Below are 26,635 nucleotides of genomic sequence, written 5' to 3'. Positions count from 1 at the left end.
TCGGGGAGATACGGCAGCAAGGAACGCGCCCGCATGAACCGGCTAAAACAGCGCGCCTTGCCCCGACATCAAAGTATCGAAGTCTTCGCGCAGGAAGGGCAGGATGCCGTCGGCAATCGGCTGTAGCTGCTTCGTCACGTAGTGTTCATAGTCGATGGCCGCATGGCGCGCTTCCACCGGCTCGGGACCGGCGAGCGTCATCACATAGCTGATCCAGCCGCCGTTCTGATATTGAAGCGGACGTCCGAGGCGCGTGTTGTGTTCGTCGGCACTGCGCGCGGCGCGTACATGCGGCGGAACGTTACGCTGATAATCGTCGAGGCTGCGGCGCAGGCGCTTGCGATAGACGAGCAGTTCGTCCTGCTCCCCGCGTCGCGTGCGTTCGACGTAATCGCGCACATAGTCCGCATAAGATTCGCCCTTGAAGATACGCATGTAAAGCTCTTGCTGGAAACGTTGCGCGAGCGGCGTCCAGTCCGTGCGCACCGTTTCGAGACCTTTGAACACGATCTCCTCGCTGCCGTCCGCGCGCGCCGTGAAACCGGCGTAACGCTTCTTGCTGCCTTCTTCCGCGCCGCGAATGGTCGGCATCAAAAAGCGCCGGTAATGCGTTTCGTACTGAAGCTCCAGCGCGCTTTCGAGTCCGAAGGTCTCGCGCAAATGACCTTGCCAGTATTCGTTGACATGCTCGACGAGCGCGCGGCCGATACGCGCAGCATCTGCTTCGTCGCGTGCACGGCGCAGCCACACGAAGGTGGAATCGGTGTCGCCGTAAATCACGCCATAGCCGCGCGCTTCGATCAGTTCGCGTGTACGGTGCATGATTTCGTGTCCGCGCATGGTGATGGATGACGCAAGGCGCGGATCGAAGAAGCGGCAACCGCTCGAACCCAGCACGCCGTAGAACGAATTCATGATGATCTTGAGCGCTTGCGAAAGCGGCTTGTTACGTTGACGCTTCGCCGCCTCGCGACCTTCCCACACTTGCTCGACGATAGCGGGCAGACAATGCTTCTCGCGCGCGAAACGCGCACCGCGAAAACCGGGCACGGTAGCGGCTTCATCGGTCTCGTGCATGCCTTCCGCGAGCCCGACCGGATCGATCAGAAACGTGCGGATGATCGACGGATACAGGCTCTTGTAGTCGAGCACAAGAACGGAATCGTAAAGACCGGGCCGCGAGTCCATGACGAATCCGCCGGGACTCGCTTCCTCGGGGACATCGCCGAGATTGGGTGCGACAAAGCCCAGCCGATGCATGCGCGGCATGTATAGATGCGTGAACGCCGCCACCGATCCACCACTGCGATCCGCCGCCAAACCCGTAACGGTTGCGCGTTCGAGCAGAAACGGCAGCAGTTCGGTCTTGTCGAAGACCTTGGTCACGAGTTCGCAATCGACGAGGTTGTAACGCGCGAGCGCCGGCTTGTCTTCCTGAAAGCGCCGCTCGATTTCGTCCATGCGTGCATAGGGAGTGTCGATCGCCTTGCCTTCGCCGAGCAGCGACTGCGCGACATATTCGAGACTGAACGACGGAAAATTCCACGTCGCCGAACGCAAGGACTCGATGCCGTCGATCACGAGCCGCCCCGCAATCGAAACGAAGAAATGATTGCGCTTGATGCCGTGCTCGCGCCATTCCACCGTGCTGCCATCGCGGCCGAGACGTAACGGCACGCCGTAATCGTCCGCGTGTTTCTGCAGCACACGCAGATCGAACTGCACCACGTTCCAGCCGATGATCGCATCCGGATCGTGCCGCTCCATCCACTCGTTGAAGCGGCACAGCATGTCGGCGCGGCTTGCGCAGTAGTCGAGGTCGAAGTCGACGGATGCATCGGCGCCATTGGCCGGGCCGAGCATATAGACCTGTCGCTCGCCGCAGCCTTCGAGCGCGATCGAATAGAGTTCGCCGCGAACGCTCGTTTCAATATCGAGCGAAACCAGCTTGAGGTTTGGCCTATACGAAGTTGCAGGCTTGAGTTCGCTGAAGATGTAACTGTCGCGCGCTTCGCCTTCGAAGGTCACGGGCGCGGTGATGAAGCGCTCCATGAGATAGCGCTCGGGTGGCCGAATATCCGCCTCATAGACAACGATGCCCGCATTTTTGAGGGTTTTTTCGAGCGCCAGCAGTTGCCGATACTGTGCGCAGTACAGCCCGAATACCGGTTTTTGGCGAAAGTCCTTGAGCTGCAAGTCGCGCAGTTCGGCATTGCGCACGCTCGCGACGAGCGGCTCCGCTTTCGCTCGATCTTCGGCGCGGATGAATGCAACAGGCGTCTGCGCGCCGATTCGGATTTTGCGTGGGCCGTCATCGGTGGCGAGCCAGAACTCGACCTCCGTGCCGGCCGGCGTATCGCGCCAGTGGCGCGTCAGCAAAAATCCCTGTTGTGCGGATGACAAAGCCCGTCCCTTCGAAAAGCGCATGCGGCAAGGCATGCAATCGAAGTATTTTAATGGCGAGCTAAAAAAACGAACGGCGCGATGACCATGGAGTCAGCGCGCCGGCATCGAGATGAAAATCAGCTACGAGAACCAGAAAAGTAAAAAGCGGTAGCGGCATGCTGATTGTCCACCGTCCTTCCGGACGGCCCCCGGAGGATCAGTTCAGCGCCGCTACCGCCTAAGCGGCCTGTGCGACCAGGCCAGCCCGTTGCGGCTGCAAAGCCGCTACGTTGTCGAGTACCAGTTCTTCAAGCTCGGCTGGCACTTCGTTCTTGACAGACACAGCCTCCAGCGCGGCTTCTTGAATGGCCTGTTTAGCGGCCGCCGCTTTCTTGGTCTTCCCCGCGCGTGACGGCGGCTGGCAGGCCCCGCACACCACGTTGTTCTGCAAATCATGCTTGTGTGCGACGAACTTCCCGGTGCAGCGGCAGCATTTGGTCATCTGCAGCATGCCCGCGTCGAAGAAGCGCACAAGGGTCCAGGCCCGGGTGAGATCGAGTACCGCTTCGGCGCCGCTATGGTTGCAGTGCTCGAGATACAGGCGATACCCCTTGGTCAGCGCGTCGAGATGCGAGCAGCCGGCCTCGTTCTTGAGGAACGTGTAGGTGTTGTAGAACAGCGATGCGTGGATGTTCGCGAGCCACGTCATATACCAATCGGCCGAGAACGGCAGCATGCCCTTGGGCGGCGACGCGCCCTTCACTTCGCGATACAAACGAATCATGCGATCCCGCGAGAGCGTCAGCTCGCTCTCGAGCACTTGCATGCGTGCACCGAGCTCGATCAGCGCGATGGCGCGGAACACTTCCTGGGCATCTTCAGTGAGGCTCTTCTTCAGCATGGCTCGCTCCGTCTTTACTTAAGCGAACTGTTCAGCCGGCTGGCCAGCCAGCAGGATTGCCGCGTGCGTCGGCGCAATTTCCGCGTTCTTGGCGGGCTGCGTCAAAGCCGACAGCATCGAGTGATCGTTGAAGCGAAATGCGCACAGCAGGTTGTCCGACTGGGCGAGCTTGACGACCTGAGCGAGCGTGAGGCCCGACAACAGATCGGCGAGTTCCGCCGAAAGACCGAGCCGGAACATGCCGATGGCGCGGTCCTCGCGCAACAGACGCTGCGCGAGCATGATGTACGACAAGTTGATTTCCCGGATCGATTCCAACGTTTCGCGACCGTTCATGGTTGCAACTTCCAGTAAATCCCCGATTTCCCGCCGGCTTTGTGCCGATATATTTTTTTGCCTCACCGAACTCAGCTCTGCCCGGCTACGTCCATCTGATTTTGTTTCAGTGCGTTACATCTTGTAACAGACACTGTGAAACGGATTCTAAGAAGACTCTGAAGCGAACGCAAGAGCATCTCAATAATATTTTGTTGCAAACAACACTTTGCATCGGTAACTTTTTCGCGCCTAAAAAAGCGGTAATATTGACCGCGCCGTTTTTGTCATTCTTTTGGATTGAGCGCTTAATACGGACGGCTGATTTTTTGTAGGATTAATCGCCGATGCCCCAAGAACGTGGCTTCCGGCGGTTCGGTTGACACTGGTCACAAGTATTTTTGAGACGATGAGAAAGCGGTAAAAATCAGTAAAAATGCCGCGAATCCGGTTTTTACCGAGTCGCGGCATAAGTGGCAATATTTACTATTATGCAGTTACAGGTTTGCAACGCCGTTTGAGCACCACCCGCGACTAGTGTTGCGGCACGCCTTTACGCCAAGCGCCCCAATGTGTAACGACTTCTTGCACGAATGGGTTACCGGTCAGATACAAGTTCTGAATTGCGGGTACGAAACCGCCTTGCGCGGAATAGTTCAACAGGTTGTCGGAGGCGGTTTGTCCTTCGTACGGCCGGTCGAAGTCCGAACCGGCGCGCAAAACCGCAATGCGTGACAGATCGACCCGCTTGATGCTGGCCGCGCGCTTGAGCGCCTCGTATGTCGCGTTGTCTTCCTGCTGCGTCGTGCAGTAGATGCCTTTGCCATCGGTCAGCAGGCGCGTCCAGTAGCGTGCCCTCTCGCCGATGTATTTACCCGACCACCAGGTATCGCCCGCGAGCGTGTCGCACTGGATCACGTGCGGCGGACGGTTGGCCGGCGCGTAGTTGAACTTGGCGCGCGCGACCTTGGCGTCGTCGCTGTCGGAGAGCGTGACGTTGCGCGAGATGGCATAGGCGGCATCCGTCAGCGATGCATTGAGGGCAAACACTTCGGTGCGGTAATCGAGCGGCGGCTTTTCGGTGGGCCCCTTCGTGTTGATACCGAGAAAACCGCTCGGCCAGTCGGCGGGTTTCTCGCGCGCGTCGAGTTCCCATTGAATGCCGAAATCGACCAGATATTTCGCCCACGCGGTCGAGCCGAGCGTGCCGCGCGCCGGATCGATCCCGGCAATGCCCGCGACCAGAAAGTACGTGCGGCGCAAATCGAAGCGCTCCGAGAACGCGAGCGCCATCATCGATGCGGCCGCGTTCGTGTGTCCCATGCCGGTTGTCATCACACAGACATCGTCGCGGTTGCAATGGACTTCAGGATAATCCGGCGAGAGTCCCGGCACCTTGATGGCCTGCCATGGCCCGAGCTTGTCGAGCCACACTTGGCCTTCCGGACCGAACATGCTGACGATCATCACCTTGACCTGACGGCCACCGCCGCCACCGCCGCCGTAGCGGTCATCGCTGTCGTGATCGTCGGATTGTTGGGCGAAGGCGCATCCCGTTGCGGCCGTGAGGCTTGCGAGTCCTAACGCAAACAGGCCCTTGCGGACAGTCGTGCTTAACGCGCGTGAAGAAGAACGTGAGGGGAAGCGTGAAGCGGATTTTGAACGTGACCGGGCGGCAATGTTCATGGGGGGCGTGCTCCTCGATAAGGTTCGAACTTCGAAGAAAGCCGCGCCCTGTTGCCATTCGTTTTGAGGGGCGCGGCCGGCCCGACCGATTATAGAAGCGTCAATAACAAAACAAGCCCCGCGCCAACCCTTAAAACGCTCAAGCCTGCGATGTCCGCGGCGGCGGCGCACTGGACGCCGTGCCCTGTCCGGCAGCCGCCTCGCCCGTCGGATGCTGCGCCGCCTTCGACGGTTCGCCGCGCTGATCGGCGGGGGCGTCACCATCGACGTCGGCTGGATGCGCCGGATCGTGCGCCGCGTCCTGCGTGCCGTTGACGATCACGAAGTTACGCTGCGGATTGGCGATCTCGATCCCACGCGCCGTGAACTCGTTGAGAATGCGCCGGTTGAACTCGCGTTGCACCGGCCAGCGCGTGCTGTCGCGGCATTGAATCTGACCGGCGAGCGTGACGGTGGAACCATCGACGGCATCGACGCCCCAGAAGCTGAAGTCGGAGAGAATGCCGTCCTTGAAGGCGTCGTCTTCACGTAGCGCGGTGCCGATTTCCTTGAGCGTCGAAATGGCCAGATCCACGTCCTGACCGAGCGCGACCGACACGCGCACCGCCGCGTTGCCAATGCCGCGATTCGTATTGTTGACCGTGGATACCGAACTGAACGGCACCGTGAACAGCGAGCCGTCGCCGCCTCGCAAACGCACCGTGCGAATAGACAGATATTCGACCGTGCCCGAGACGCCCGCGACCGTCACCCAGTCGCCCACTTGCATGGCGTTTTCCATCAAAAGGAAGATGCCGGTGATGAAATCCTGCACGAGCTTTTGCGAGCCGAAGCCGAGCGCCACGCCGAAAATGCTCGCGCTCGCCAGAAGCGGCGCGGTGTTGACGCCGATTTCCGAGAGACCGGTGAGCACGACGACCATGGCGATGACGATGAAAAGCGCGGAGCGCATCATCGGTAAAAGCGTGCGCAGGCGTGCCGCGCGCACGCGGTCGCCACTCGCGTTCCATTGATCGAGACGCTGCTCGACCATTACGTTGGCCGTCTCCCACACGATGACCGCGAACACCGCCGCGACCGCGATGGTCACGAGCGCGGATACCAGCCGGTTGCCAATGCCGCCCGATGTGAAGAACTGCACGATATGCACGCCCCACACTTCGAGCAGCGCCACGACCGTCACCACGGCGATGATCGTCTGCACGGCGCGGCGCAAGAGCGGGTAATAGCGATAAGCATGACGATGCGCGATGGACTTCGCCGCGAAGTCGTCGTCATCGTTTTCGTGGAACACGCGGCCGAGCGCACCGAACGCGACGATTGCCGCGACGCGCGCGCCGACCAGCACGAGAATGGACACGCCGCCGAGATGGAACAGCGTGCGATAGCCGTTCTGCACGTCCAGCGCCCAGACGAACCACAGCGCGAGCACGAAGAAGATGGCGACGGCGGCCCAGATATCGGCGATCCAGCCACCGAACAGCGCGGTCGATTTATGACTGCGCATGCGTTCGCGGATACGCTCCGCCACGGGCTTGCGGCAGTCGAAAATGGTGTAGGCGAGCATCAGATGGATGTCGAGCGTGACGATCTTCAGAATGGCGATGCGCGCCGCTTCCGACAGTCCGAGCGGCTCCGCGCCGTTGGCCAGCGCGATGCCGATACCCGCGATGATCACCATGCTGCGCAGCTTGCGATACGTGTAGAGCGCGTATTGATCGCGCATCTGCAAAAGCCGCAAGCCGGTGGCATGCGGCGCCAGCAGAAAGCCGCTCACGAGCATGATGATGCGGCAGACGAGGTAGGCATCGATAAACTCGCTCGCGACGTGCGATTCGATCGAGTTGTCGTCGATAAAGACGGACACCAGGAGCGTCGCCACGCCGATGAACACGCCAAGCGGAATGAACTTGAACAGCAGATACAAAAGCGCATTGGGCAGACGCTGCAACAGGGTCCAGTGACGTGCCGCGTGCCGCTGGCCGCGCGCCGTTTCCACCTTGCGCTCGGCTGCGTGCTGCGCGGCTTCGTCGCCGGTGCGCTCGGCGAAGTGCTCGGCGCGTTCCGCCGCATGTTCGTTCTGCACGAGTTCGGGATCGGTGACCTCGGCATCGGCGACACCGCGCGCGGCGATTTTCGCACGCGATTTACGCAGCAGACGGCCGCCGACGATTTCAAGCAAAAATGCGGGCACGAGACACACGAGCACGATCCAGAGCACGTGACCGAACTGCGCGCGCGATTCCGGCGTCGCCATGCGCTGGCTCCACCAATGCACCACGGAACGAATGTTCAGCAACTCGGCCAGCGTATGCCGCATCTCGGTTGCGAACTGAACGACCCAGTTGCCCGCCTGATGCGATAGCTGCGAGGCAAGCCCGTTCGCCGTCAGCGATTTCGCAAGCACGCCCGACGCTCCCGAGGCAGGCGCAGCCGTTTCCGCGCCGCTCGCCGCCGTGGCGCTCGCGGCCGTCGGTGCGGCAAGCGCGCCGGCCGCCGCCACTGCGCGCAAGGTATCGGCGACCTGTGCGCGGCGTTGTGGATCGTTGAGCACCGCGAGGGCATCGCGGGCCTGTTGCGGCGTGAGCGCAACCGCGGGTTGCGACGCGCCTTGCGCGGAACCGGCGGCAATGGCGGACGCCGAAAGAAGCGAGCCGACACTCGTGAAGGCGAGCAGACAGACTAAGAGTATGAGTTTGCGCATGGGTCGAATGAAAATCACGAAATTGCTGGGACTCGATGCGGACGACGCGCACGCCCTATCCTAACGCGATGCCCCGGTCCAACGCAGTAACGGCATGGCCGGGTCTCGACGCGGGGCCGGAATGAAGCCTGCTTATATGCAGACATTGAAACGACGCGAATGAAATGAACGCGAGACTCAATGATTCTGGAGACAGGCTCCCGCAAGCTCGTCGCGACGATAATCCGGACCGTCGCTCTGACTGGCTCACGCGTCCTGCAATGAAATTGACCGTGCTCTGGGTAGCACTTGCCGCGCCTGCCCTGCTGTTTGCAGCGCAAAGTCCGCCCATGCGGGGTGGACGAGCGGCGTCGGCGGCTTCAGCAGAATTGCCGGACGATGCATCGTCCTTGCCGGAAATGGGCGTGACGCAAGTGCCCGCGCGCGGCAATACGCAAGTTCCGGACACGCCTGTCACACCGAGGCCGCACAACGCGCGACCGCCGGCTCACTTGCCGTGAGCCGGACGACGGACGACATGTTTCAAGCCGCGGCGGCGGGCTTGCTGGCTTCGCGCGGCACGTCCGGTTCGAAGAACACCCAGCGCACCTGCGGAAAGGCTTGCTGCAAATCTTCCTCGACGATGTTGATTGCATCGATCATCGCGCGGCCGCTGGCATAGTCGATCATCTCGGCTTGCACGGCGACAACGACATCCTTGCCCCACTGAAGCGTGATCAAGCTGATGATGCGCGTGATCTCGGGCCGCGCGCGCAAATGCGCGTCGATGGCTTTGCGCACTTCGGGACTGGCCGATTCACCGACGATCATCGACTTCACTTCGCGCGCAACGAGAAACGCAATCAGCATCAGCAACACGCCCACGCCGACTGAGCCCGCCGCGTCCCATGCGGGGTTGCCGGTGATCATCGTCATGAGCACGGCAGCGAACGCGATGGCGAGACCCGCGAGCGCGGCCACATCCTCGCCTGCGACAACCAGCAACTCCGACTCGCGCGTCTCGCGGAACCAGCGCCACATGGTCTTGTTGCCCGCCGTCTTGCGAATCTCGCGCACCGCGCCCGCCAGTGAAAACGCTTCGAGCACGACCGAGATGCCGAGAATGACAAGCGCGACGATCGGGTTCGTTAGCGGCTCATGATGCATCAAACGATGCGTGCCTTCGTACACCGAAAACGCGCCGCCGACGAAGAAGAGCAACAGCGCCACGATCAGCGCATAGAAGTAAATCTCGCGCCCCGAGCCGAGCGGATGCAGCGCGTTGGCGGGCGCCTGCGCGCGCTTGAGTCCGAGGAGCAGCAGCAGCTGATTGCCGCAATCGGCCGTGGAGTGGATGGCTTCGGCGAACATGGAGCCTGAGCCAGTGAAAGCAGCCGCGCCGAACTTGCATACGGCGATGCCGAAGTTGGCGGCGAGCGCATAGAGAATCGCTTTCGGAGATTCTTCCTTCATGTGCGAGTGATGTCCCGGTGGATGCTAAGAGCTGGGTTACGCGGATGCGTCTCAGGCCACTTCGATACGGCCCGCGCCGTCCACCATCTCGCCGATCACGGCGGCGTCGGAGAAGCCATCCGCGCGGAAGATCGCGAGCACGTCGTTCACGGCTTCAGGCGCGCACGAAACGAGCAGACCGCCCGAAGTCTGCGGATCGGTAAGCAAGTTGCGAGCCTCGTCCTGAGGCGCGTCGAGGGATGCGGCAAGCGATACATCGGCGCCATACGCGTTCCAGTTGCGTCCCGACGCGCCGGTGTAAATGCCCGCGCGCACGAACTCGCGCACCTGTGGCAACCACGGCAGCGTTGCATAGTCGATACGTGCGGTAAGTTGCGCGCCGCGTGCGAGTTCGAGCGCGTGGCCGAGCAGGCCGAAGCCCGTCACGTCGGTGAGTGCATGCACGCCATCGAGCAGAGCGAGTTCCGCGCCGGGGCGATTGAGCTTGGTCGTCGCGGCGATCATCGCGGCGTAGCCCGTGGCATCGAGTTGATCTTTCTTCAATGCGGCCGACAGAATGCCGACGCCGAGCGGCTTGCCGAGCACGAGCACGTCGCCCGCGCGCGCTGCCGCGTTGCGCTTCACGCGCGACGGATGCACGATACCGAGCGCGGCGAGCCCGTAGATAGGCTCGACCGAATCGATTGAATGTCCGCCCGCGACGGGAATGCCCGCCTCGGCGCACACCGACTCGCCGCCCTTGAGCACTTGCGCGATCACGTCATGCGGCAATACGTTGATCGGCATGCCGACGAGCGCGAGCGCAAGAATTGGCTTGCCGCCCATGGCGTAGACATCCGAGAGCGCATTGGTCGCGGCGATGCGGCCGAAGTCGAACGGATCGTCGACGATCGGCATGAAGAAGTCGGTCGTCGCAACGATAGCCTGTTCGTCGTTGAGCTTGTAGACGGCGGCATCGTCGGCGGTGTCGTTGCCGACGAGGAGATTGGGGAACGCGGGCAGTGGCGTGCTGCGCTTGAGCAGGTCGGCGAGCACGCCGGGCGCGATTTTGCAGCCGCAGCCGCCGCCGTGCGAGAGGCTGGTCAGGCGGGGTGATGCGCTGAAATGGGCGGTCATCTTGGTTTCATCCGGTAAGTGCGATCGATGCGGCATTATCGCCGCTCGGGAACAAACGCGCGCTCAGGCAGTACGTTTGAATAGCCCCGGATACGCTGTGACGAGCCCGTTCTCATCGACATCGATCTCGGCCGTAAAGCCCGTATCGAGCCCTTCGTAGCGATAGCGGCGCCCTTCCTCCAGGCACGTATAAGCCTGCTCGACCGCGCTGACAGTCAACGCCGGCACGTTCACATAAGCGACGCGAATCACGCGCCGCTCACCGCGTTGCAGCTTCAACCGGCGAATGGGCAGCGTGTTCGTGAAAGGCGTCGCGCTCAGGTCGACGTCGATACAACCGCGGAGTTCATCGCGTGCGGAGCCGTCGGCGTTGGTCCATGCGTGTTCGTCTCCGTCGTCTCCATCTGACCGATGCAGAACGAGCGTCGCACCGCCCGGGAGCTTCGCGGCAAGCCGCGTGACCTGCCAGCGCGCATCGCACTCTATGCGATAAACGAGGCCGAACGCGCCCGCCTCGCTTTCGCCAGCGACCACGCTCTCGATCACGATCGGCGACGCTTCATCGTCCAATACGAGATGTTCCAGTCCTGTGCCGTCCGCTTGCGACCATCTCACTGTTTTCATCGCGCGCCTCGTTGTGAGTTCGAAAGCGCAGCATACAACGCAGCTTAAACGCCATCGATCCACCTTCGACACGCGCGGCACGCTCGACGCGCCGAAACATCACACTGTATACTTCGCGAAATCTCTAATAGACGCTCCCGATCCGTTCCGACGTTGGCGATGTCGCCCGTGCCCACGTGACAGGCGCCAGCGTATTGCCGTTCGTCGCGCAGGCTCGTCTTTGTCCGCCTCTTCGCTCTCGCCGCTCATGACTCATCGCATGAAACCTGCCTTCGTTCCCGCCTTGTTTGCATTGCTCTTGTCCGCGTCGATGGTTCAGATCGCGCAGGCCCAAGAGGCACCCGATAACGTGACGGAAGACTATTCGTATCTGTCGCGGCTGCATGTGCCGGAGAGCGTCGCGCAATGCGTCGCGGCCTTCGATCGCTGGGTTGCGGACGCGCCGAAGTACGACGCGCTCATCGTGCCCGACCGCCGCGTGTTGTCAGCCAGAATCGACAGCGAAACGCCCGTGTTTAGCGTGGGCAATCCGATTCCAGTCGATCAGGTCATCGTGATGCGCGCGTTCGCCAAGGCGCGCGGCAAGACGAAATGGACGCGCGTGGACAGCCGATGCGGCGTGCGCGACGGGCACGTCGTGGGCGTATCGCTTACGCCGAACATAAAGCCGACCATCGTGCGTTGATTGGCGACGGTGCAGACTAGCCTCGCGCGGCGCGTTTGCCCACGTTCTTTCCGCCCAGCCATTTGACGACCTGCGGCCCGAAACTGCGCGGCGCCTTTGCATTCACCCGGCCTGCGAGATCGGACAGCTTGTCCGCGGCCAGCGCTTCGCGCATGCGCTTCTCCGCGTTCTTCATGACGGCGTGAACGGCGCACACGCCGCTCGTCGACCACGGCGGCGCTTCTTCGCCAAACACCGCGCAACGCGCGCGAATCTCGCGACATTCGAAGAGCGGCTTGTCGCCATCGATGGCATGCACGACATCCAGTACGCTGATCTCTCGCGATGGCCGCGCCAGCGAGAAACCACCGCGCGCGCCTTCGGTCGCGGTGACGAGCCCCGCCTTGTGCAGCTTCGTGAACAGCTTCGCCACGAACTCCGCCGGCACGCCTTGCAGTTCCGCCAGATCGCGCACGCTGGCGCCGCTCACACCGTGCGGCGGCTCCGCGAGATAGAGCATGCAGTGCAGCGCGTACTCCACGCCCGTGCTGATATGCGCCATGTGTTACTCCGATAAGCGTGATCGTAGTTCAGGATAGTGCCACGCTCGCGGGCCGACAGCGGCAATCTCAAATTAATAAGCGTGCTTCCAAATATTTCAAGCTTCACCTTTGCTTACAAACGAACACGGCTTGTCATTTTACGAACCGCTAAATTGCTCTCATGGACTCACCAAGGAGAAATCCATGAAGAAGCTGGCGATACTTGTAGCACTGGGCGTGGCGCTCGCGGGCTCACTCTCGGGCTGCATCATCCTGCCGGACGGTGGCGGTTACCACCATCATCACGATTACTACCGCTAGAACACCGGCATGACAAAAATCCATAACTACTACCACCGCGCTCGTAGTTACGAAGCGAGCCAACGGAAGACCACGAATACCGAAGGAGCAAATCATGTTGAACAAGACTAAGAAGAGCCTCTTGATCGCGTCCCTTGCAGCGTCGCTTGGCATGGGCATGATGAACGTTGCATCGGCGGACGATCATCGTCCGCATCATGTGGTGAAGGTCGGCTGGCATGGCGAGCGCTACTGGGACGGTCATCGCTACTGGGCGCGTAACGAGTGGGAACGTCACCATCGTCCGCACCACGAAGAGCCGCATCGTTATTGATCGGCTTTAGAAGAAAAAGCCGCAGCGACTCGAAGCGCTGCGGCTTTTTTTGCCTGGTGAGCCTGAGCCTCACCAGTCCTTGGGGTTGCCGCCCAGTTCCTTGCAGGTGTCGTATGCAATCGCTTGCAGCTTGGCCTCCCCGATCTGCCCCGAGAGCGCATAACCCACGCTGTCCGCCGCCCAGTAATACGTCCTGCGCGGGCCGTCGCGCAGCATCCGGATCTGAGCGTCGTTGCGTCGTACCGTCGCCATGTAAAGCGTGAGACGTTCGCCCGCTGCGTTCTGATACATGAACTGCGCGGCCGGCCCGTCTTCACCGGGCAAGAGCCTGCCCCCCACGAGCTGAAAGCCATACTCGACGAGCGATGGAATCGTCAACGTTCGATTCAACCGCTTCGACAGCCAATTGACGAGATGGTCCTGCTGCGACGCCGCCACTTCCACCGCGTGACGTTGCTCCGGCGCATACACCGCATAGGCAATGTCCGCGCGTTCCGCGAAGCGCGCACGCGGCTCGCCGAACGCAGGCAGCAGCATGTGCATCATGAATCCACATGCGACGCCCACCACGAGAAAGCACGCGGCCAGTAGAAAGCGCTCGCGCTTTCGCGCACGCATGACGACGATCTGCGGCTCGGCCTGCTCCGCCGCGAAGAGCGCGCGCAACGCATTGTCCTGCGCGCGATAGTCGGTCGCCGTCGCCTGCAGCGCGGGGTCATCGGCCAGGCGCGCTTCGACGGCCTTGCGCTCATCGCCGTGAAGCTCGTCGTCGAGCCAGGCAGAGAGCGCCTGAAGGTCGCGATCCGGCGGTCGTTCGTCGTGGGTCATGTCCGGCTCACCACTTTCAGCGACGACGCACGGCGCCCCGGTTCCTCGCCAAGCAGAACGCGCATGTGTTCGCGCGCCCGCGAGAGGCGCGACATCACGGTTCCGGCTGGCACGTTCAAGACCACGGAGGCCTCCTGATAACTCATTTCCTCGACACACACGAGCAACATGACTTCGCGCTGTTCGACCGGCAGGCAGTAAAGCGCGCGTTGCACGTCGCGCAGCACGAGTCCGTCCACTTCGCCACGCGGCGCGGCCATCTGCCGCCACGGCGCGGTTTCATCGTCGACGGCAATGTCGCGCCGTCCGCGCAACTGGTCGATATACAGGTTGCGCATGATCGTGAACAGCCACGCGCGCAGATTGGTCCCCGCGCGAAACGACCGCATGCGATTCAACGCACGCTCGGTCGCGTCCTGCACGAGATCGTCGGCCCAGGCGCGGTCGCCCGTCAACGCGCGCGCATAGCGGCGCAATTGCGGAAGATGCGCGAGGAGATCGCTCTCGAAACTCACGGCCGTAGAACCGGACGATTCGGCATCAGTAGCTGCCCTTCATGACCGGATCGGCGGCGCCGGCTCCCGCATTACCCGCCGTACCCGAAGCACCCGCCGTGCCGCTCGCGCAGCCGCTCGACGTCAGCGCGCAGACGAGCGCAGCCAGGAGCAACGCTGCTCCGGACAGTCGTTTCATGTTCGTGTCCCGTCAGAAAGAAGACTCGCAGGCTCGCCGGTTTATTCCCGCGAGCCCGCTCGCAGAAAAGCTTACGGCTTTACGACGTGCCAGACATCCTTGAAGTTGTCGCCGTTTTTATCGCCAGGCTTGGTGTCCTTGGCAAAGCGGTATACGCGCTTGCCGTCGTACGCCCATTGCTTGCCGCCGTCGGCGGTTTCGGTGGTCCACTTGCCGCTCGGCTGATCCGAGGCGCCCGCCATCGCGGCTGGCCACGCCTGCGCGCAGCCGCCGGAGCAGGCGCTCGCGCCGCCCTTGGTGTCTTTGTCGAAGGTGTAGAGCGTCATGCCGTTGTCATCGACGAACACGCCGTTCGATTCTTTCGGCGCCGCGGCGAACGCGGGCGATGCCAGACACGCCGCCGCAACCGCGGCCGTGACGATCGTGAGGATGCGCTTCTTCATTTCATCTTCCTTATTGGAGAAGTATCCGTAGAACGTTCGGCAGCGCTGCGCTATTCCGCGGACGATGAAATAAACCGATGCGGCAGCGCCGTCGCATCGCCATGCGGCAAGCTTTGTTCGACCGTGCGGCGCGCTTGGCTTCGTTCAGGCGCCGGTTGCGGCGGCATCGCGCCAGCGCCGCGTGTCGCGCAGCGGCGGCGCGCCGAAAAGGCGGCTGTACTCGCGGCTGAACTGCGACGCGCTTTCGTAACCGACGCGATGCGCGGCCGTCGCGGCATCGGCGATATCGAGCAGCATCAGACGCCGCGCTTCCTGCAGGCGCAACTGCTTCTGATACTGCAGCGGACTCATCGCCGTCACGGCCTTGAAATGATGATGCAGCGAAGACACGCTCATATGCACGTCCCGCGCGATATCTTCGACGCGCAAAGGTTGATCGAAGTTCTGACGCAGCAGAAGAATGGCCTTCGCGATGCGCTGCGTCTGACTGTCCTGCAAGGCGATCTGGCGCAGCCGCGCGCCGGAACCGTTCATCAGCAGCCGATACAGAATCTCGCGCTTCACCAGCGGCGCGAGAATCGGCACGTCGTCCGGCGTGTCGATGAGGCGCAAGAGGCGCAGCACCGCGTCGAGCATGGAATTGCCGAGTCGATTCACATACACGCCGCGCGTGGCGTCCGACTGTGTGACGGGCGGCAGATGCTGGTCTTGAATCAGCGACGTGATCTCTTCGACATCGAGATCGAGCCGCATGCCGAGATAGGGCTCCGTTTCGCTTGCCACTGTCACTTGCCCGATCACCGGCAGATCCACCGACGAAACGAGGTAATGCATGGGGTCGTAGACGTAGACGTCGTCGCCAACCATGATGCGCTTCGTGCCTTGCGCGATCAGCGCGAGCGCGGGCGTTTGAATACCCGGTTTCGGCCCGCCCGGATTCATGATGCGGTGCACGAAGACGCCTGGCACGCAGGTTTCGATGGAACCCTCGCAGCCCGCCGTCAAGCGGTCGAGTAGCGAGACGAGTTCGAGACGCGCCTGATCCAGCGCGGGATCGAGCGTCTGACTGTTATTGCGCATCTCTCTGGGATGCTCGTGCGGATCTTTGTCGGCGAGGCCGGGTGTGTCGTTCAGCGCCATGATTTTCCGAGGAATTTAGCGTTCGAAGGAGTCTCGTTAGCTTACTCGCGCGGGCGCGGTTGTGCTTAGGGTCGCGCGCCCGCTTTGCAGGAATTGGCAAGGATTCGACAGGATCAGGCTATGACACGCAAGAGGCGCGGGAAGATACTGCATTGCCGGCGCGACGCGTCGACCGGTCGAAACATCGACACTTCGCGCCTTCCGATCACCGCATCGTTACTCTGGAGCCTTCCATGCGCTACAGGAAATTCGGCAATACCGGCCTATTCGTCTCCGAACTGTGCCTCGGCACCATGACCTTCGGCGGAGGCGGCGGCGGCATCTGGGACAACATCGGTCAGCTTCAGCAGGCGGACGCCGACAAGCTCGTCGGCCGCTCGCTCGACGCGGGCATCAATTTCATCGATACCGCCGATGTCTATGCCGACGGCCAGTCCGAAATCATCACGGGCCAGGCGTTGAAGAATCTCAAGGTGCCGCGCGAGAACGTGGTCGTCGCGACCAAGATTCTGGGCGAGGCGGGAACCAAGAGCGTGAATTCGCGCGGCGCGTCGCGCTTTCATATCATCGATGGCGTGAAGGCCAGTCTCAAGCGGCTGCAACTCGATCACGTCGATCTGTATCAGATTCACGGGTTCGATCCCGCCACGCCAATCGAGGAAACACTGCGCGCGCTCGACAATCTGGTGCAGCACGGCCATGTGCGCTACATCGGCGTGTCGAACTGGGCCGCGTGGCAGATTGCCAAGGCGCTTGGCATTTCGGAGCGTCTGGGCCTGGCGCGTTTCGAGTCGTTGCAGGCGTATTACACGATCGCCGGGCGCGACCTGGAGCGCGAACTCGTCCCGTTGCTTCAAAGCGAGAACGTCGGCTTGATGGTGTGGAGTCCGCTCGCGGGCGGCCTCTTGTCGGGCAAATACACGCGCGAAGGCGGCAAGGAAGAAGGCGGCCGCCGCACGAAGTTCGATTTTCCGCCCGTGAACGTGGACCGCGCGTATGACTGTATCGACGTAATGCGTCGTGTCGCCGAAGCCAAGGGCGTTTCGGTGGCGCAGATCGCGCTTGCATGGTTGTTGCACCAGAAGGTGGTGACGAGCGTGATCGTCGGGGCGAAACGTATCGAGCAACTCGATGACAACATCGCGGCGACCAAGGTAACGCTCAACGCCGACGAGCTCGCCGCGCTCGACGAAGTGAGCCAGCTTCCCGCCGAATATCCCGGCTGGATGCTGACGCGGCAGGGCGAGTATCGTCGCAAGCAGTTGAGCGAGTGACGCGCGGCTTCAAATGATCGGCTTGCCGCCCGTCACCGCGACGGTGGCGCCCGAAATGTAGCTCGCCTCGTCCGAGGCGAGCAGCACGTAAGCGGCGGCCAGTTCGGCAGGCTGGCCGGCGCGTTTCAAGGGCACTTGCGAGCCGAAATTCTTGACCTTCTCGACGGGCATCGTCGAAGGAATCAATGGCGTCCAAATCGGTCCCGGCGCCACGCAATTTGCGCGAATACCGCGCTCGGCCAGCAATTGCGCGAGGCCGCCCGTGAAGTTCTGGATCGCCCCCTTCGTACTCGCATACGCAATCAAACCGGGATTCGGCGCGTCCGCATTCACCGACGTCGTGTTGATGATCGCCGCGCCCTCCTTCAGATGCGGTAGCGCCGCCTTGGTGATGCGAAACATCGCGCCGATGTTGGTCGAGTAGGTCTTGTCCCACTCGTCGTCGCTGATGTCTTCAAGGCCGTCGTAGGTCATCTGGTAAGCGGCGTTGTTTACCAGCACTTCGAGATGGCCGAACGTCTCCACCGTCTTCGCGACGAGTTCTCGGCAATGCGCGCGGTCGGTGATGTCGCCGGGCAATAGCAGCGCCTTTTGTCCCGCTTCTTCCACCCAGCGGGCCGTCTCCTTGGCGTCGTCGTGTTCGTCGAGATAAGAGATCGCCACGTCTGCGCCTTCGCGCGCGAATGCAATCGCCACCGCCCGCCCGATGCCGCTATCGCCGCCTGTGATGAGCGCAGTCTTGCCGGCAAGTTTGCCGCTACCTTTGTAACTCTCCTCGCCGTGGTCGGGCTGCGGATCGAGCGGCTTGGTTAATCCGGGACGACGTTCCTGCTGCTGTTCAGGAAACGGCGGCTTGGGGTAATTCTTCGCGCTCATCTGTTCTCTCCATTCGATTGCGTGCTCGGGATTTACCCTGAGTCAGCAAGGGATGGACCCGTGATCGCGGCATTTTCAGGCCTTTATCTCGAAATGGGATAGGCGCTATGTTCCGTATCGCGTTGCGACATACCGACGCTGCAACGAGACTGTACGCACAACATTTCGACGCATCAAGGAGACATCATGCGTACTCAAGTCGGCATCGTCGGTGCGGGCCCGGCCGGGCTTCTGCTTTCCCATCTTCTGCATTTGCGCGGCATCGAGTCGGTCGTACTCGAAGCGCGCGGTCAGCAGGACATCGAATCGACCATTCGTGCGGGCGTCCTCGAACAAGGCACGATGGATTTGCTCAATCAGGCGGGAGTCGGCGCGCGCATGCAGGCCGAAGGCGCATTGCATCACGGTTTCGAACTGGCGTTCGAGGGACAGCGGCGCCGTATCGCCTTGACAGAACTGACGGGCCATTCGATCACGGTCTACGCGCAGCATGAAGTCATCAAGGATCTGGTCGCGGCGCGCCTTGCGGCGAACGGTGCGCTCAAGTTCAACGTGTCGAACGTGAGCTTGCACGATTTCGCGGAGAACAGCGACGGCAAGCCGCGCATCGAGTACACGCATGAAGGGCGCGCCGAAACGCTGGAGTGCGATTTCATCGTCGGCTGCGATGGCTCGCAGGGCGTCTCGCGCCCGTGCATTCCGGAAGCGGTGCGGCAGGACTATCAGCGGGTGTATCCGTTCGGCTGGTTCGGCATTCTGGTCGAAGCGCCGCCCTCGTCCGACGAACTCATCTACGCGCGCCACGACCGCGGCTTCGCGCTCATCAGCACGCGCTCGCCCGGCGTGCAGCGCATGTATTTCCAGTGCGATCCGAAAGAGTCCGTCGATGCCTGGTCCGACGACCGCATCTGGGCCGAACTGCACGCACGCGTCGATACCCACGATGGCTGGCAGATCACGGAAGGGAAGATTTTTCAGAAGAACATTGTCGGCATGCGCAGCTTCGTATCCACGCCGATGCAGTCAGGCAAGCTCTTCCTCGCCGGCGACGCGGCGCATATCGTGCCGCCGACGGGCGCGAAGGGCTTGAATCTCGCGGTGTCGGACGTGCGGGTGCTCAATGCCGCCCTCGTCGATTTCTATAAGGAAGGCAAAAGCGACAAGCTCGCGCAATATACCGAGACCGCGCTCAAGCGCGTGTGGCGCGCGGAGCATTTCTCGTGGTGGATGACGCGCATGCTGCACAAGCTCGACGATACGTCGCCCTTCGAGCAACGCCTGCAGGTCGCGGAACTGGAGCATGTGACGACTTCGCATGCGGCGGCGACGGCGCTGGCCGAGAACTACGTGGGCAGCGTGGCGGTTTGATTTCCGCGCGTTAAGTTCGAGCGGATGGACGGCGCGGCTTGCGAGGTCATTTCCCGAAACCTTGCAAGCACGCGGCAACTCGGCTCACGCGCGCAACGCTTCCCACGCGTTGCGCGTTTCTTCACTCAAAGCACCGCGACGACCCGCGCATCCCCTTCCACCGATGGCACCACTTGGCCGCCCACGCGCCGGAACGTGATCGTCACGTTCTTGTCGCCGAGACGCAGATCGCCGATCTCCAGCCAGTCGATGCCCTCCGGCAACTGCGGCCGGTCGATGCGTATCTCGTCGTTGACCGCGTCCATCGTCACGCCGAGACACGCTTCGAGGACCATGAACGGCGCGCCCGCAGCCCACGCCTGCGGCAGACACGCCACCGGATAAGCGATCGGCCGTTCGCCGCGCTGACGCGTGAAGCCGCAAAACAGCTCGGGCAAACGCATGTCGAACGTGACGGCCGCCTCGAACAAAGCCTGCAGCAGACCGACCGCCGCGCCACGCTCGCCGTAACGCGCAAGGCCACGCGCGCATAACGCCGTATCGTGCGGCCAGACCGAGCCGTTGTGGTACGACATCGGATTGAAACGCGGCTGCCCGGCGGCGAGCGTACGCACGCCCCAGCCGGTGTGGAACAAGGTGGATTCGAGCTGACGCGCGACCTTCTCGCCGCGCTCGCGCTCGACCAGATCGAACGCGAGCAGATGCCCCGCATTCGATGACAACACCCTGCACAAGTCGCCACGCCCGTCGAGCGCTATGCCGTAGAAGTCCATCTCCGGCATCCAGTACATTGCTTCCACGCGCTCGCGGATATGGCGCGCGCGCCGCTCGAACTCGTCCGCACGTTCGTGTTCGCCGCGTTCGCGACCAAGCCGCGCCATCGTCGAGAATGCCGTCGATGCGTATGCCTGCACTTCCACCAGCGCAATCGGTCCGATGGGAAATTTACCGTCCGCATGGAACACGGAGTCCTGACTATCTTTCCAGCCCTGGTTGGCGAGTCCATGCTCGGACGCGCGCTGATAGTCGAGCAAGCCGTGCGGATTCTTGTCGCAATGACGCGCGACCCAGTCCGCCGCGAGTTGCAACGCGGGCCAGATTTCGTCGATCAGCGCCTGATCGCCGGTGCGTTCCGCATATGCGCCCGCGAGCACGATGAAAAGCGGCGTGCTGTCGACGCCACCGTAATAAAGCGCGAATGGCACCTCGCCGGTCGCGGCCATCTCGCTCTTGCGCGTCTCGTGCATGATCTTGCCGATTTCCGCGTCGCGGAACGCCGAGTCCTCCCGCGCCTGATGAGCCGCGAGAAAGCGCAGCACGCCGCGCGCGAGCGTGGGATGCAGCCACAGCATCTGCAACGACGTGATGATCGCGTCACGCCCGAACGCGGTCGAGAACCACGGGATGCCCGCATACGGATACGGGCCGGTTTCGAGATCGGTGGTGAGAAGCCCGAGGTCGGCCAGCGACCGGTCGATCCATTCGCTGAAGAGCGGATTGCTCGAACGCACGCGCGCACTGGCGCGACGCCGGTCTCGCATACGCCGATGCGCCTCGACGAGCGCTTCGCGGATAGCCGGACGGCCCGATTCGGGCGCACACTCGGCGGCTTCGGCGGCGTTGCGCTTGCTCTCTTCGCTGGCGTCGCTGAGCGCGTGTGTCACGGCCGTGACGGAGAGATAGACCGAAATCGCCGTCTCCGATTCGATACGCAGCGCGTAATCGGCGCGCGTTGGCGAGAGCACGTCCGGCGCGGGCGTGAACTGGATGCGCGCGGTGCGTTCCACTTCGTCCAGGCCGATATAGCGCAACACCACCTCGCCATTCTCGACAATGGGCGGCCGCAAAGTGCCGCGCTTCTGGCGCTTCGAGCCACGCACCTCGAACATATCGAGAAAGTCCGCGGCGAACGAAATGGAGATCGGCACCGTGGATGGCTCGGTGCCGTAGTTCGTCAGCACGATGCTTTCGTGCAATACGTGCCCGGAAAGCACACGTTTGCGCTCGACGTGGATAACGCCTTCCGGTGTCTGGGCTCCGCCGATGGGCGGCAGCGGCCGGTTGGTCAAGTGCGCGGTGAAGACAGCGTTGTCGCTCGATACACTGCCTGAAAGCAGCGACGGCGCGCGTCCACCGAACGTGAGCACCAATTGCGAGAGCACACGGGTATCGTTGACGAACAGGCCGTCGTCGCCGCCGCGGATATCGCCGTTGGCGTCGTAGACGGCGAACGTGTTGCCCGATTTCAGGACGAACTGGCGCTCGCTCGGAATGTTGACGTTCTCGGTCGGAATGAAGGCATCGTCCGCGCCGGGCATAGTCGCTTGCGCCTGTTGCTGCTGCTGTTGCGTCTGGTCCTGCGTCTGATCCTTTGTGTCCATTGCGCCTTCCTGAACTGAAAGTAATGTGTAATCACGACGGCTGGCCAGCTCGACCAGACCGATGTTTTTGCAGGGTGCCCGCCGCTCATGCGCAGCAATCGGGCCGCTCACCGGATATCATCGACGGTTTTTCGACCGGACCGGGCCTGACGGGTTCTCCGCATCCATGGCATTTCCGCATATCGACTTACTTTATTCTGCTTCGGGCCTCGGCGTCGGCTTTCTGGTCGGCCTCACGGGCGTGGGCGGCGGTTCACTGATGACGCCGCTGCTCGTGCTGCTCTTCGGGATTCATCCGGCAACGGCAGTCGGCACCGACCTGCTGTACGCCGCCGCGACCAAGACCGCCGGCACGCTCGTACACGGCCTCAAGGGCTCGGTGGACTGGCGCATCACTGGCCGGCTCGCCGCAGGCAGCGTGCCGGCCGCCGCCATCACGCTGTATTTCCTGCACCGGCACGGTGTGACGTCACCCGACACGGGCCGCCTGATCCAGTTGATTCTCGGCGTCGCGCTGCTCATCACGGCCGTGTCGCTCGTGTTTCGGCCGCAGCTCGCGCGACTGGCCTACCGCAAAGGCCAGGGACGAGCCGAACGCCCTGCCCGCACAACCGCTCTGACCGTGCTGACGGGCGCCATCCTCGGCGTGCTCGTTTCGATCACGTCGGTCGGCGCGGGCGCGATCGGCGTGACGGTTTTGCTGCTGCTTTATCCGCGTCTCGCGACGGTACGCATCGTCGGTTCCGATGTGGCGCATGCGGTGCCGCTTACGCTCATTGCCGGCGCCGGGCACTGGATGCTCGGCTCGGTGGACTGGGCGCTTCTGCTCTCGCTCCTGGTCGGCTCGATTCCCGGCATTGCCATTGGCAGCATGCTTTCCTCGAAAGCGCCCGAAACCGTGCTGCGTTACCTGCTTGCCGCGACGCTGATTCTGGTCGGAGCCAAACTCGTGTTCAGTTGATGTTAGTCACGCGGCCCGGCGGTTTCCAGTCGGCCAAATGACATAGGCGAATACGCAGCCGTTCGCAATCCGCCTTATGCCGTTTGGCCGGGTTTCGCCAAGCGCGCCGATACGGCATCATGCGCTCTCAGTTGGGCCCGCGTCACCGCATTCTTCAGCGGAGAGCGGAAAAGCGTGCGCGCCCTTGATGCGTGCGGCGTGAAAAGGCGTCGATGCACGGCGCGCGGTGCGTGCGACAAGACCACGAGGAGTCAGGCGATGAACGAGAACGACCATCCGCATCACGAGTTGTCTTCCCTTCCTGAAGCATCGGCGAACGACGCGCCTGTTGATCCGGCGCGGCGCCGCTTGCTCGCGGCCGGCGTCGGACTCGCCGGTTTATCGCTGGGCGGCTGCAATCTTTTCGAACAGAAGCCTGCCACACCAAAAACAGCGGCTGATGTCGCGCTCGACCGCACGCTCACGGCGAACGTGCGGCAGATCGTCGTGATCTATGCGGAAAACCGCAGTTTCACGAATCTGTACGGGAATTTTCCGGGCGTGCAGTATCCGCTGTCGGCGGTGTCGGCGTCGCGCTTCACGCAGCTCGACCGCGATGGCGTCACGCCCATGCCCACACTGCCGAAAATCTGGGGCGGGCTCGTGCCGCAGGCGCAGGAAGTGGATGGCACGCGCTACGCCATCACCGAGCAGCAGATTTCCGGCCTCAAGAACTCGCCTTTCCGGATCATGGACGCGAACGGCGCGCCGCTTCCCAATTCGGTCATTACACGCGACCTCGTGCATCGTTTCTATCAGAACCAGATGCAGATCAACGCAGGCCGCAATAACCAGTTCGCCGCGTGGGGCGACTCGGGTGGCCTCGTCATGGGCCATTACCAGAATTCGCCCGATACGCTCAGGCTCTGGGGCCTCGCGCAGCAATACACGCTATGCGACAACTTCTTCATGTCGGCATTTGGCGGCTCGTGGCTGAACCATATCTTCCTGATCTCGGCGCAAGCGCCCTTTTATCCCGATGTGCACAACACTCCGGCGGCGCGATTGCTCGCCGTCGTGGATGGCGACGATCCGACCACGCCGCGCCTGAAACTGGCGCCGGATTCGCCGAAATCCGCGCTCGAAGGGCCGCCCAAATTCGTTCGCGATGGCGCCCTCACCGCGGACGGCTACGCGGTCAACACGATGTTCCCGCCGTACCAGCCGAGCAACGTGCGTCCCGCGCCCGGCGGCGATAGCTTCACCGCCGATCTTTCGAATCCGCTCGTGCTGCCGCCGCAGACTTACGCGACCATCGGCGACCGGCTTTCGGCCAAGGGCGTCAACTGGGCGTGGTACAGCGGCGCGTGGCAGTACGCCCTCGATCATCGGGACACGGGTTCTGTGCCGGACTTCCAGTACCACCATCAGCCGTTCAACTACTTTCGCAATTTCGCGCCGGGCACGGCTGCACGCGCCCGGCATTTGCGCGATGCGGGTCTCGGCGACGATCCATCCACGAACAAGCTGCTCGCGGACATCGATGCCGGACGCCTGCCTTCCGTCACGTTCTACAAGCCGCAGGGCAATCTCAACATGCACGCGGGCTATGCGGATGTCGCTTCGGGCGACCGGCATATCGCCAATGTCATCGAGCATATTCAGCGCGGACCGCAATGGGCGAACACGGTGATCGTTGTCACGGTCGATGAAAACGGCGGGTGGTGGGATCACGTCTCGCCGCCCAAGGGCGATCGCTGGGGGCCGGGTTCGCGCATTCCGGCACTGGTGATTTCGCCGTACGCGAAAAAGGGATATGTCGATCACACGGTCTACGACACCAACTCGATTCTTCGCTTCATCTCGCGCGTGCACGATCTCGAACCGCTCGATGGCGTGGCGTCGCGGGATCGGGCGTTTGCGGCGAACGGGGAGAAGCCGCTCGGCGACTTGACGGGAGCGCTGGATTTGGCCTGACAACACTCGCGTGCCGACGGCCGGACGGAACTTCGCATCACGCGAGGGATTACGCGTCCGATCGAAGCCCTCCGGTATCCGACAAAATATCGGACTCGGCGTAAAGCGCGCGAGGCAGCGAGCCGCCGGGAACTGCGTTGCGCGACGCAAGCCGATGCGCCCGGAGCCGCTCTTGATTCAACAAAATGGCGTAACTCGCGCGGCGACGGCCGACTCGCATTTCAAAGATCACGCGCGAAAGTCAACACCCGTAAATCCGCGATGATCCCAAGCCCGAAATCATCGTCCGTCTTCCACCCACGCCCGCGCCGATATCTCGACCAAATATCCATAATGCAACGCGCCAACCGGCACGACGGCGCGCGCTGGCTTCCAGTCGCCGAAGAAGCGCGTGTAAATTTCGTTGAACGTCTTCCAGTGATCGACGCCAACGAGATACACCGTCACCTCGATGCAATCCTCGATGCGCGCGCCCGCCGCTTCCAGCACGGTCCGCAGATTGGCAAGCGTCTGCTCTGCCTGCTCCTCGAACGGCCTGTCCCCGGTATGCGTGCCGTCGGGGCGCATTGGCAACTGGCCCGAAACGCAGACGAGATTGCCCACGCGCGTTGCGTGGCTGTAGTGGCCGGCGGGAACCGGAAGTTCGGGTGCGTTGATGGTCTTGATCGTAGGCATGGTCATGGTCGAGTGATTATCAAAGCTTGATTTCAAAGCGTGAGCCTCGTCGCCAGAAAGTCGAGGAACGCACGCGAGCGCGCGGCCATCGACTCGGTCTGATAGAACACCGCGCTGATCGGTTGACGCACGTCTTCGAGCGCGTCGTCAAGTATCGGACGCAGACGGCCCGCGCGGATATCGGCGGCGGTCATGAATTCGGCGAGGCACGCGATGCCGCCGCCATCGAGCGCCAATTGCCGGATAGTCTCGCCGCTGGACGCCGACACCGCAGGCCGGATCGTCACGAACGGCGCGCCCGGAATATTGCCCGATGCGCGCAACGGCCAGTCATTGAGGCTTTCGGGTGCGGTGAAGCCGATCAGCCGCGCGCGCATGAGTTCATCGACATCACGCGGCTCGCCGTGTTCGGCAAGATAATCCGGACTCGCCAGAACACGCAGCCGGCTGCTGCCGAGCGAGCGCGCGGGCAAGGTCGAATCCTGCAGGACGCCGATGCGAATCGCGATATCGACGCGCTGCTCCATCAGATCGACGATGCGCTCGTTGCTCGTCAGTTCCAGCGTGATGTCCGGATAAAGCGCGGCGAACGCCTTCACATTCGGCACGATGCAGTGAAGCACGAACGGCGACGCCGCATCCACACGCAGCCGCCCGGCCGGACGCTCGTGCCGGCGCGAGATCGCTTCCTCGGCGTCATCCATCGCGGCGAGGATGGCGCGAGCGCGCGTCAGAAACAGCTCGCCTTCCTCGGTGAGTTGAAGACGGCGCGTCGTGCGGCGCACGAGGGTCGTGTCGAGCTTCTTTTCCAGGCGCGTCAGCGTGCGGCTCACGCCGGATACGGTTTGCTGAAGCGTTTCGGCGGCGGCGGTCATCGAACCACTGTCTATGACGGTCACGAAAACCTGCAGTTCGTTGGTATTGGTCTTCATGCGGGCGCGATGCGGATCGATTGTTGATTTCAAGTCAAGTTTGATTTGAGACTAGCATCGTTTTTGCGAAAGTCGAAACGGGACA

25 protein-coding genes are annotated in these 26,635 nt (G+C 62.4%); 7 read left to right on the top strand and 18 right to left on the bottom strand.

Features of this window, described 5'->3' with window-relative positions; translation table 11 throughout:
* Positions 1-42: 42 nt before the first annotated feature.
* The 5 genes from QCE79_RS28970 to QCE79_RS28950 form a co-directional block, all read right to left on the bottom strand.
* Positions 43-2,427, bottom strand: a complete 2,385-nt coding sequence (locus tag QCE79_RS28970) for a DNA polymerase II (protein ID WP_404989429.1) — start codon at positions 2,425-2,427, stop codon at positions 43-45.
* Positions 2,428-2,623: 196 nt separating this feature from the next.
* Positions 2,624-3,286 carry a flagellar transcriptional regulator FlhC gene (gene flhC / locus QCE79_RS28965; protein WP_244828264.1) on the bottom strand — a complete coding sequence of 221 codons (663 nt, stop codon included), beginning with the start codon at positions 3,284-3,286 and terminating at the stop codon, positions 2,624-2,626.
* Between the two features lie 18 nt (positions 3,287-3,304).
* Positions 3,305-3,622 carry a flagellar transcriptional regulator FlhD gene (flhD, locus tag QCE79_RS28960; protein WP_244828265.1) on the bottom strand — a complete coding sequence of 106 codons (318 nt, stop codon included), beginning with the start codon at positions 3,620-3,622 and terminating at the stop codon, positions 3,305-3,307.
* Between the two features lie 513 nt (positions 3,623-4,135).
* A complete protein-coding gene (locus tag QCE79_RS28955) occupies positions 4,136-5,287 on the bottom strand; it encodes a purine nucleoside permease (RefSeq protein WP_309849779.1) in 1,152 nt (383 codons plus the stop codon).
* 139 nt (positions 5,288-5,426) lie between these two features.
* On the bottom strand, positions 5,427-7,991 hold the full coding sequence (locus QCE79_RS28950; protein WP_309849776.1) for a mechanosensitive ion channel domain-containing protein: 2,565 nt from the start codon (positions 7,989-7,991) through the stop codon (positions 5,427-5,429).
* A 260-nt stretch (positions 7,992-8,251) separates the two neighbouring features.
* Here QCE79_RS28950 and QCE79_RS28945 point away from each other — a divergent pair, with 260 nt between their 5' ends.
* Complete coding sequence (locus QCE79_RS28945; RefSeq protein WP_309849773.1) at positions 8,252-8,491, top strand: hypothetical protein; 240 nt, start codon at positions 8,252-8,254, stop codon at positions 8,489-8,491.
* 22 nt (positions 8,492-8,513) lie between these two features.
* Here the strand turns inward: QCE79_RS28945 and QCE79_RS28940 are convergent, their stop codons facing one another.
* From QCE79_RS28940 to QCE79_RS28930, 3 genes are all read right to left on the bottom strand, one after another.
* Complete coding sequence (locus QCE79_RS28940; RefSeq protein WP_250466898.1) at positions 8,514-9,443, bottom strand: cation diffusion facilitator family transporter; 930 nt, start codon at positions 9,441-9,443, stop codon at positions 8,514-8,516.
* 51 nt (positions 9,444-9,494) lie between these two features.
* Complete coding sequence (gene selD / locus QCE79_RS28935; protein ID WP_244828272.1) at positions 9,495-10,559, bottom strand: selenide, water dikinase SelD; 1,065 nt, start codon at positions 10,557-10,559, stop codon at positions 9,495-9,497.
* A 63-nt stretch (positions 10,560-10,622) separates the two neighbouring features.
* Positions 10,623-11,183: a putative glycolipid-binding domain-containing protein gene (locus QCE79_RS28930; RefSeq protein ID WP_309849770.1), complete on the bottom strand. Its 561-nt coding sequence runs from the start codon at positions 11,181-11,183 to the stop codon at positions 10,623-10,625.
* Between the two features lie 259 nt (positions 11,184-11,442).
* Between QCE79_RS28930 and QCE79_RS28925 the strand changes: the two genes are divergently transcribed.
* Positions 11,443-11,868, top strand: coding sequence for a BspC domain-containing protein (locus QCE79_RS28925; protein ID WP_309849767.1), 426 nt, complete (start codon positions 11,443-11,445; stop codon positions 11,866-11,868).
* 16 nt (positions 11,869-11,884) lie between these two features.
* On the opposite strand, the gene QCE79_RS28920 is transcribed toward QCE79_RS28925, so the two are convergent.
* Positions 11,885-12,409, bottom strand: coding sequence for an Rrf2 family transcriptional regulator (locus QCE79_RS28920; RefSeq protein WP_244828276.1), 525 nt, complete (start codon positions 12,407-12,409; stop codon positions 11,885-11,887).
* A gap of 398 nt (positions 12,410-12,807) precedes the next feature.
* Between QCE79_RS28920 and QCE79_RS28915 the strand changes: the two genes are divergently transcribed.
* Positions 12,808-13,023: a hypothetical protein gene (locus QCE79_RS28915; RefSeq protein ID WP_404989445.1), complete on the top strand. Its 216-nt coding sequence runs from the start codon at positions 12,808-12,810 to the stop codon at positions 13,021-13,023.
* Positions 13,024-13,092: 69 nt separating this feature from the next.
* Here QCE79_RS28915 and QCE79_RS28910 read toward each other — a convergent pair whose 3' ends face one another.
* The 5 genes from QCE79_RS28910 to QCE79_RS28890 all read right to left on the bottom strand — a co-directional run bounded on the left by QCE79_RS28910 (position 13,093) and on the right by QCE79_RS28890 (position 16,127).
* Entirely contained in the window at positions 13,093-13,851 is a 759-nt protein-coding gene (locus tag QCE79_RS28910; protein ID WP_244828279.1) for an anti-sigma factor, read from the bottom strand.
* A complete protein-coding gene (locus QCE79_RS28905) occupies positions 13,848-14,366 on the bottom strand; it encodes an RNA polymerase sigma factor (protein WP_250466889.1) in 519 nt (172 codons plus the stop codon). The genes QCE79_RS28910 and QCE79_RS28905 overlap by 4 nt, the downstream gene beginning before the upstream one ends.
* A 25-nt stretch (positions 14,367-14,391) precedes the next feature.
* Complete coding sequence (locus QCE79_RS28900) at positions 14,392-14,544, bottom strand: hypothetical protein (RefSeq protein ID WP_309849762.1); 153 nt, start codon at positions 14,542-14,544, stop codon at positions 14,392-14,394.
* Between the two features lie 71 nt (positions 14,545-14,615).
* Positions 14,616-14,987, bottom strand: a complete 372-nt coding sequence (locus QCE79_RS28895; protein ID WP_309849759.1) for a hypothetical protein — start codon at positions 14,985-14,987, stop codon at positions 14,616-14,618.
* A 144-nt stretch (positions 14,988-15,131) separates the two neighbouring features.
* Positions 15,132-16,127: an AraC family transcriptional regulator gene (locus QCE79_RS28890; RefSeq protein ID WP_250466887.1), complete on the bottom strand. Its 996-nt coding sequence runs from the start codon at positions 16,125-16,127 to the stop codon at positions 15,132-15,134.
* Positions 16,128-16,360: 233 nt separating this feature from the next.
* Here QCE79_RS28890 and QCE79_RS28885 point away from each other — a divergent pair, with 233 nt between their 5' ends.
* Complete coding sequence (locus QCE79_RS28885) at positions 16,361-17,401, top strand: aldo/keto reductase (RefSeq protein ID WP_250466886.1); 1,041 nt, start codon at positions 16,361-16,363, stop codon at positions 17,399-17,401.
* Between the two features lie 9 nt (positions 17,402-17,410).
* Here QCE79_RS28885 and QCE79_RS28880 read toward each other — a convergent pair whose 3' ends face one another.
* On the bottom strand, positions 17,411-18,277 hold the full coding sequence (locus QCE79_RS28880) for a glucose 1-dehydrogenase (RefSeq protein ID WP_250493317.1): 867 nt from the start codon (positions 18,275-18,277) through the stop codon (positions 17,411-17,413).
* Positions 18,278-18,463: 186 nt separating this feature from the next.
* On the opposite strand from QCE79_RS28880, the gene QCE79_RS28875 reads away from it, so the two are divergent.
* Positions 18,464-19,645 (top strand): 4-hydroxybenzoate 3-monooxygenase, encoded by a 1,182-nt coding sequence (locus QCE79_RS28875; RefSeq protein WP_250493316.1) that lies wholly within the window; start codon positions 18,464-18,466, stop codon positions 19,643-19,645.
* A gap of 125 nt (positions 19,646-19,770) precedes the next feature.
* Here QCE79_RS28875 and QCE79_RS28870 read toward each other — a convergent pair whose 3' ends face one another.
* The gene (locus tag QCE79_RS28870) at positions 19,771-21,963 is read right to left on the bottom strand and encodes an amylo-alpha-1,6-glucosidase (protein ID WP_244829703.1); all 2,193 of its coding nucleotides are present in this window, start codon (positions 21,961-21,963) and stop codon (positions 19,771-19,773) included.
* 229 nt (positions 21,964-22,192) lie between these two features.
* Here QCE79_RS28870 and QCE79_RS28865 point away from each other — a divergent pair, with 229 nt between their 5' ends.
* Positions 22,193-22,987 (top strand): sulfite exporter TauE/SafE family protein, encoded by a 795-nt coding sequence (locus QCE79_RS28865; protein ID WP_309849753.1) that lies wholly within the window; start codon positions 22,193-22,195, stop codon positions 22,985-22,987.
* Positions 22,988-23,245: 258 nt separating this feature from the next.
* Positions 23,246-24,943 carry an acid phosphatase gene (locus QCE79_RS28860; protein WP_309849751.1) on the top strand — a complete coding sequence of 566 codons (1,698 nt, stop codon included), beginning with the start codon at positions 23,246-23,248 and terminating at the stop codon, positions 24,941-24,943.
* A gap of 279 nt (positions 24,944-25,222) precedes the next feature.
* Here the strand turns inward: QCE79_RS28860 and QCE79_RS28855 are convergent, their stop codons facing one another.
* Both QCE79_RS28855 and QCE79_RS28850 read right to left on the bottom strand, forming a co-directional pair.
* The gene (locus QCE79_RS28855) at positions 25,223-25,618 is read right to left on the bottom strand and encodes a RidA family protein (RefSeq protein WP_244828295.1); all 396 of its coding nucleotides are present in this window, start codon (positions 25,616-25,618) and stop codon (positions 25,223-25,225) included.
* Between the two features lie 32 nt (positions 25,619-25,650).
* Positions 25,651-26,550 carry a LysR substrate-binding domain-containing protein gene (locus tag QCE79_RS28850; RefSeq protein ID WP_309849747.1) on the bottom strand — a complete coding sequence of 300 codons (900 nt, stop codon included), beginning with the start codon at positions 26,548-26,550 and terminating at the stop codon, positions 25,651-25,653.
* Between the last annotated feature and the right edge of the window lie 85 nt (positions 26,551-26,635).

This window comes from Caballeronia sp. LZ003, from assembly GCF_031451465.1.
Classification (GTDB): domain Bacteria; phylum Pseudomonadota; class Gammaproteobacteria; order Burkholderiales; family Burkholderiaceae; genus Caballeronia.
The sequence above is the reverse complement of the archived record's forward strand: the minus strand, read 5'-3'. Positions and strand labels throughout refer to the sequence as shown.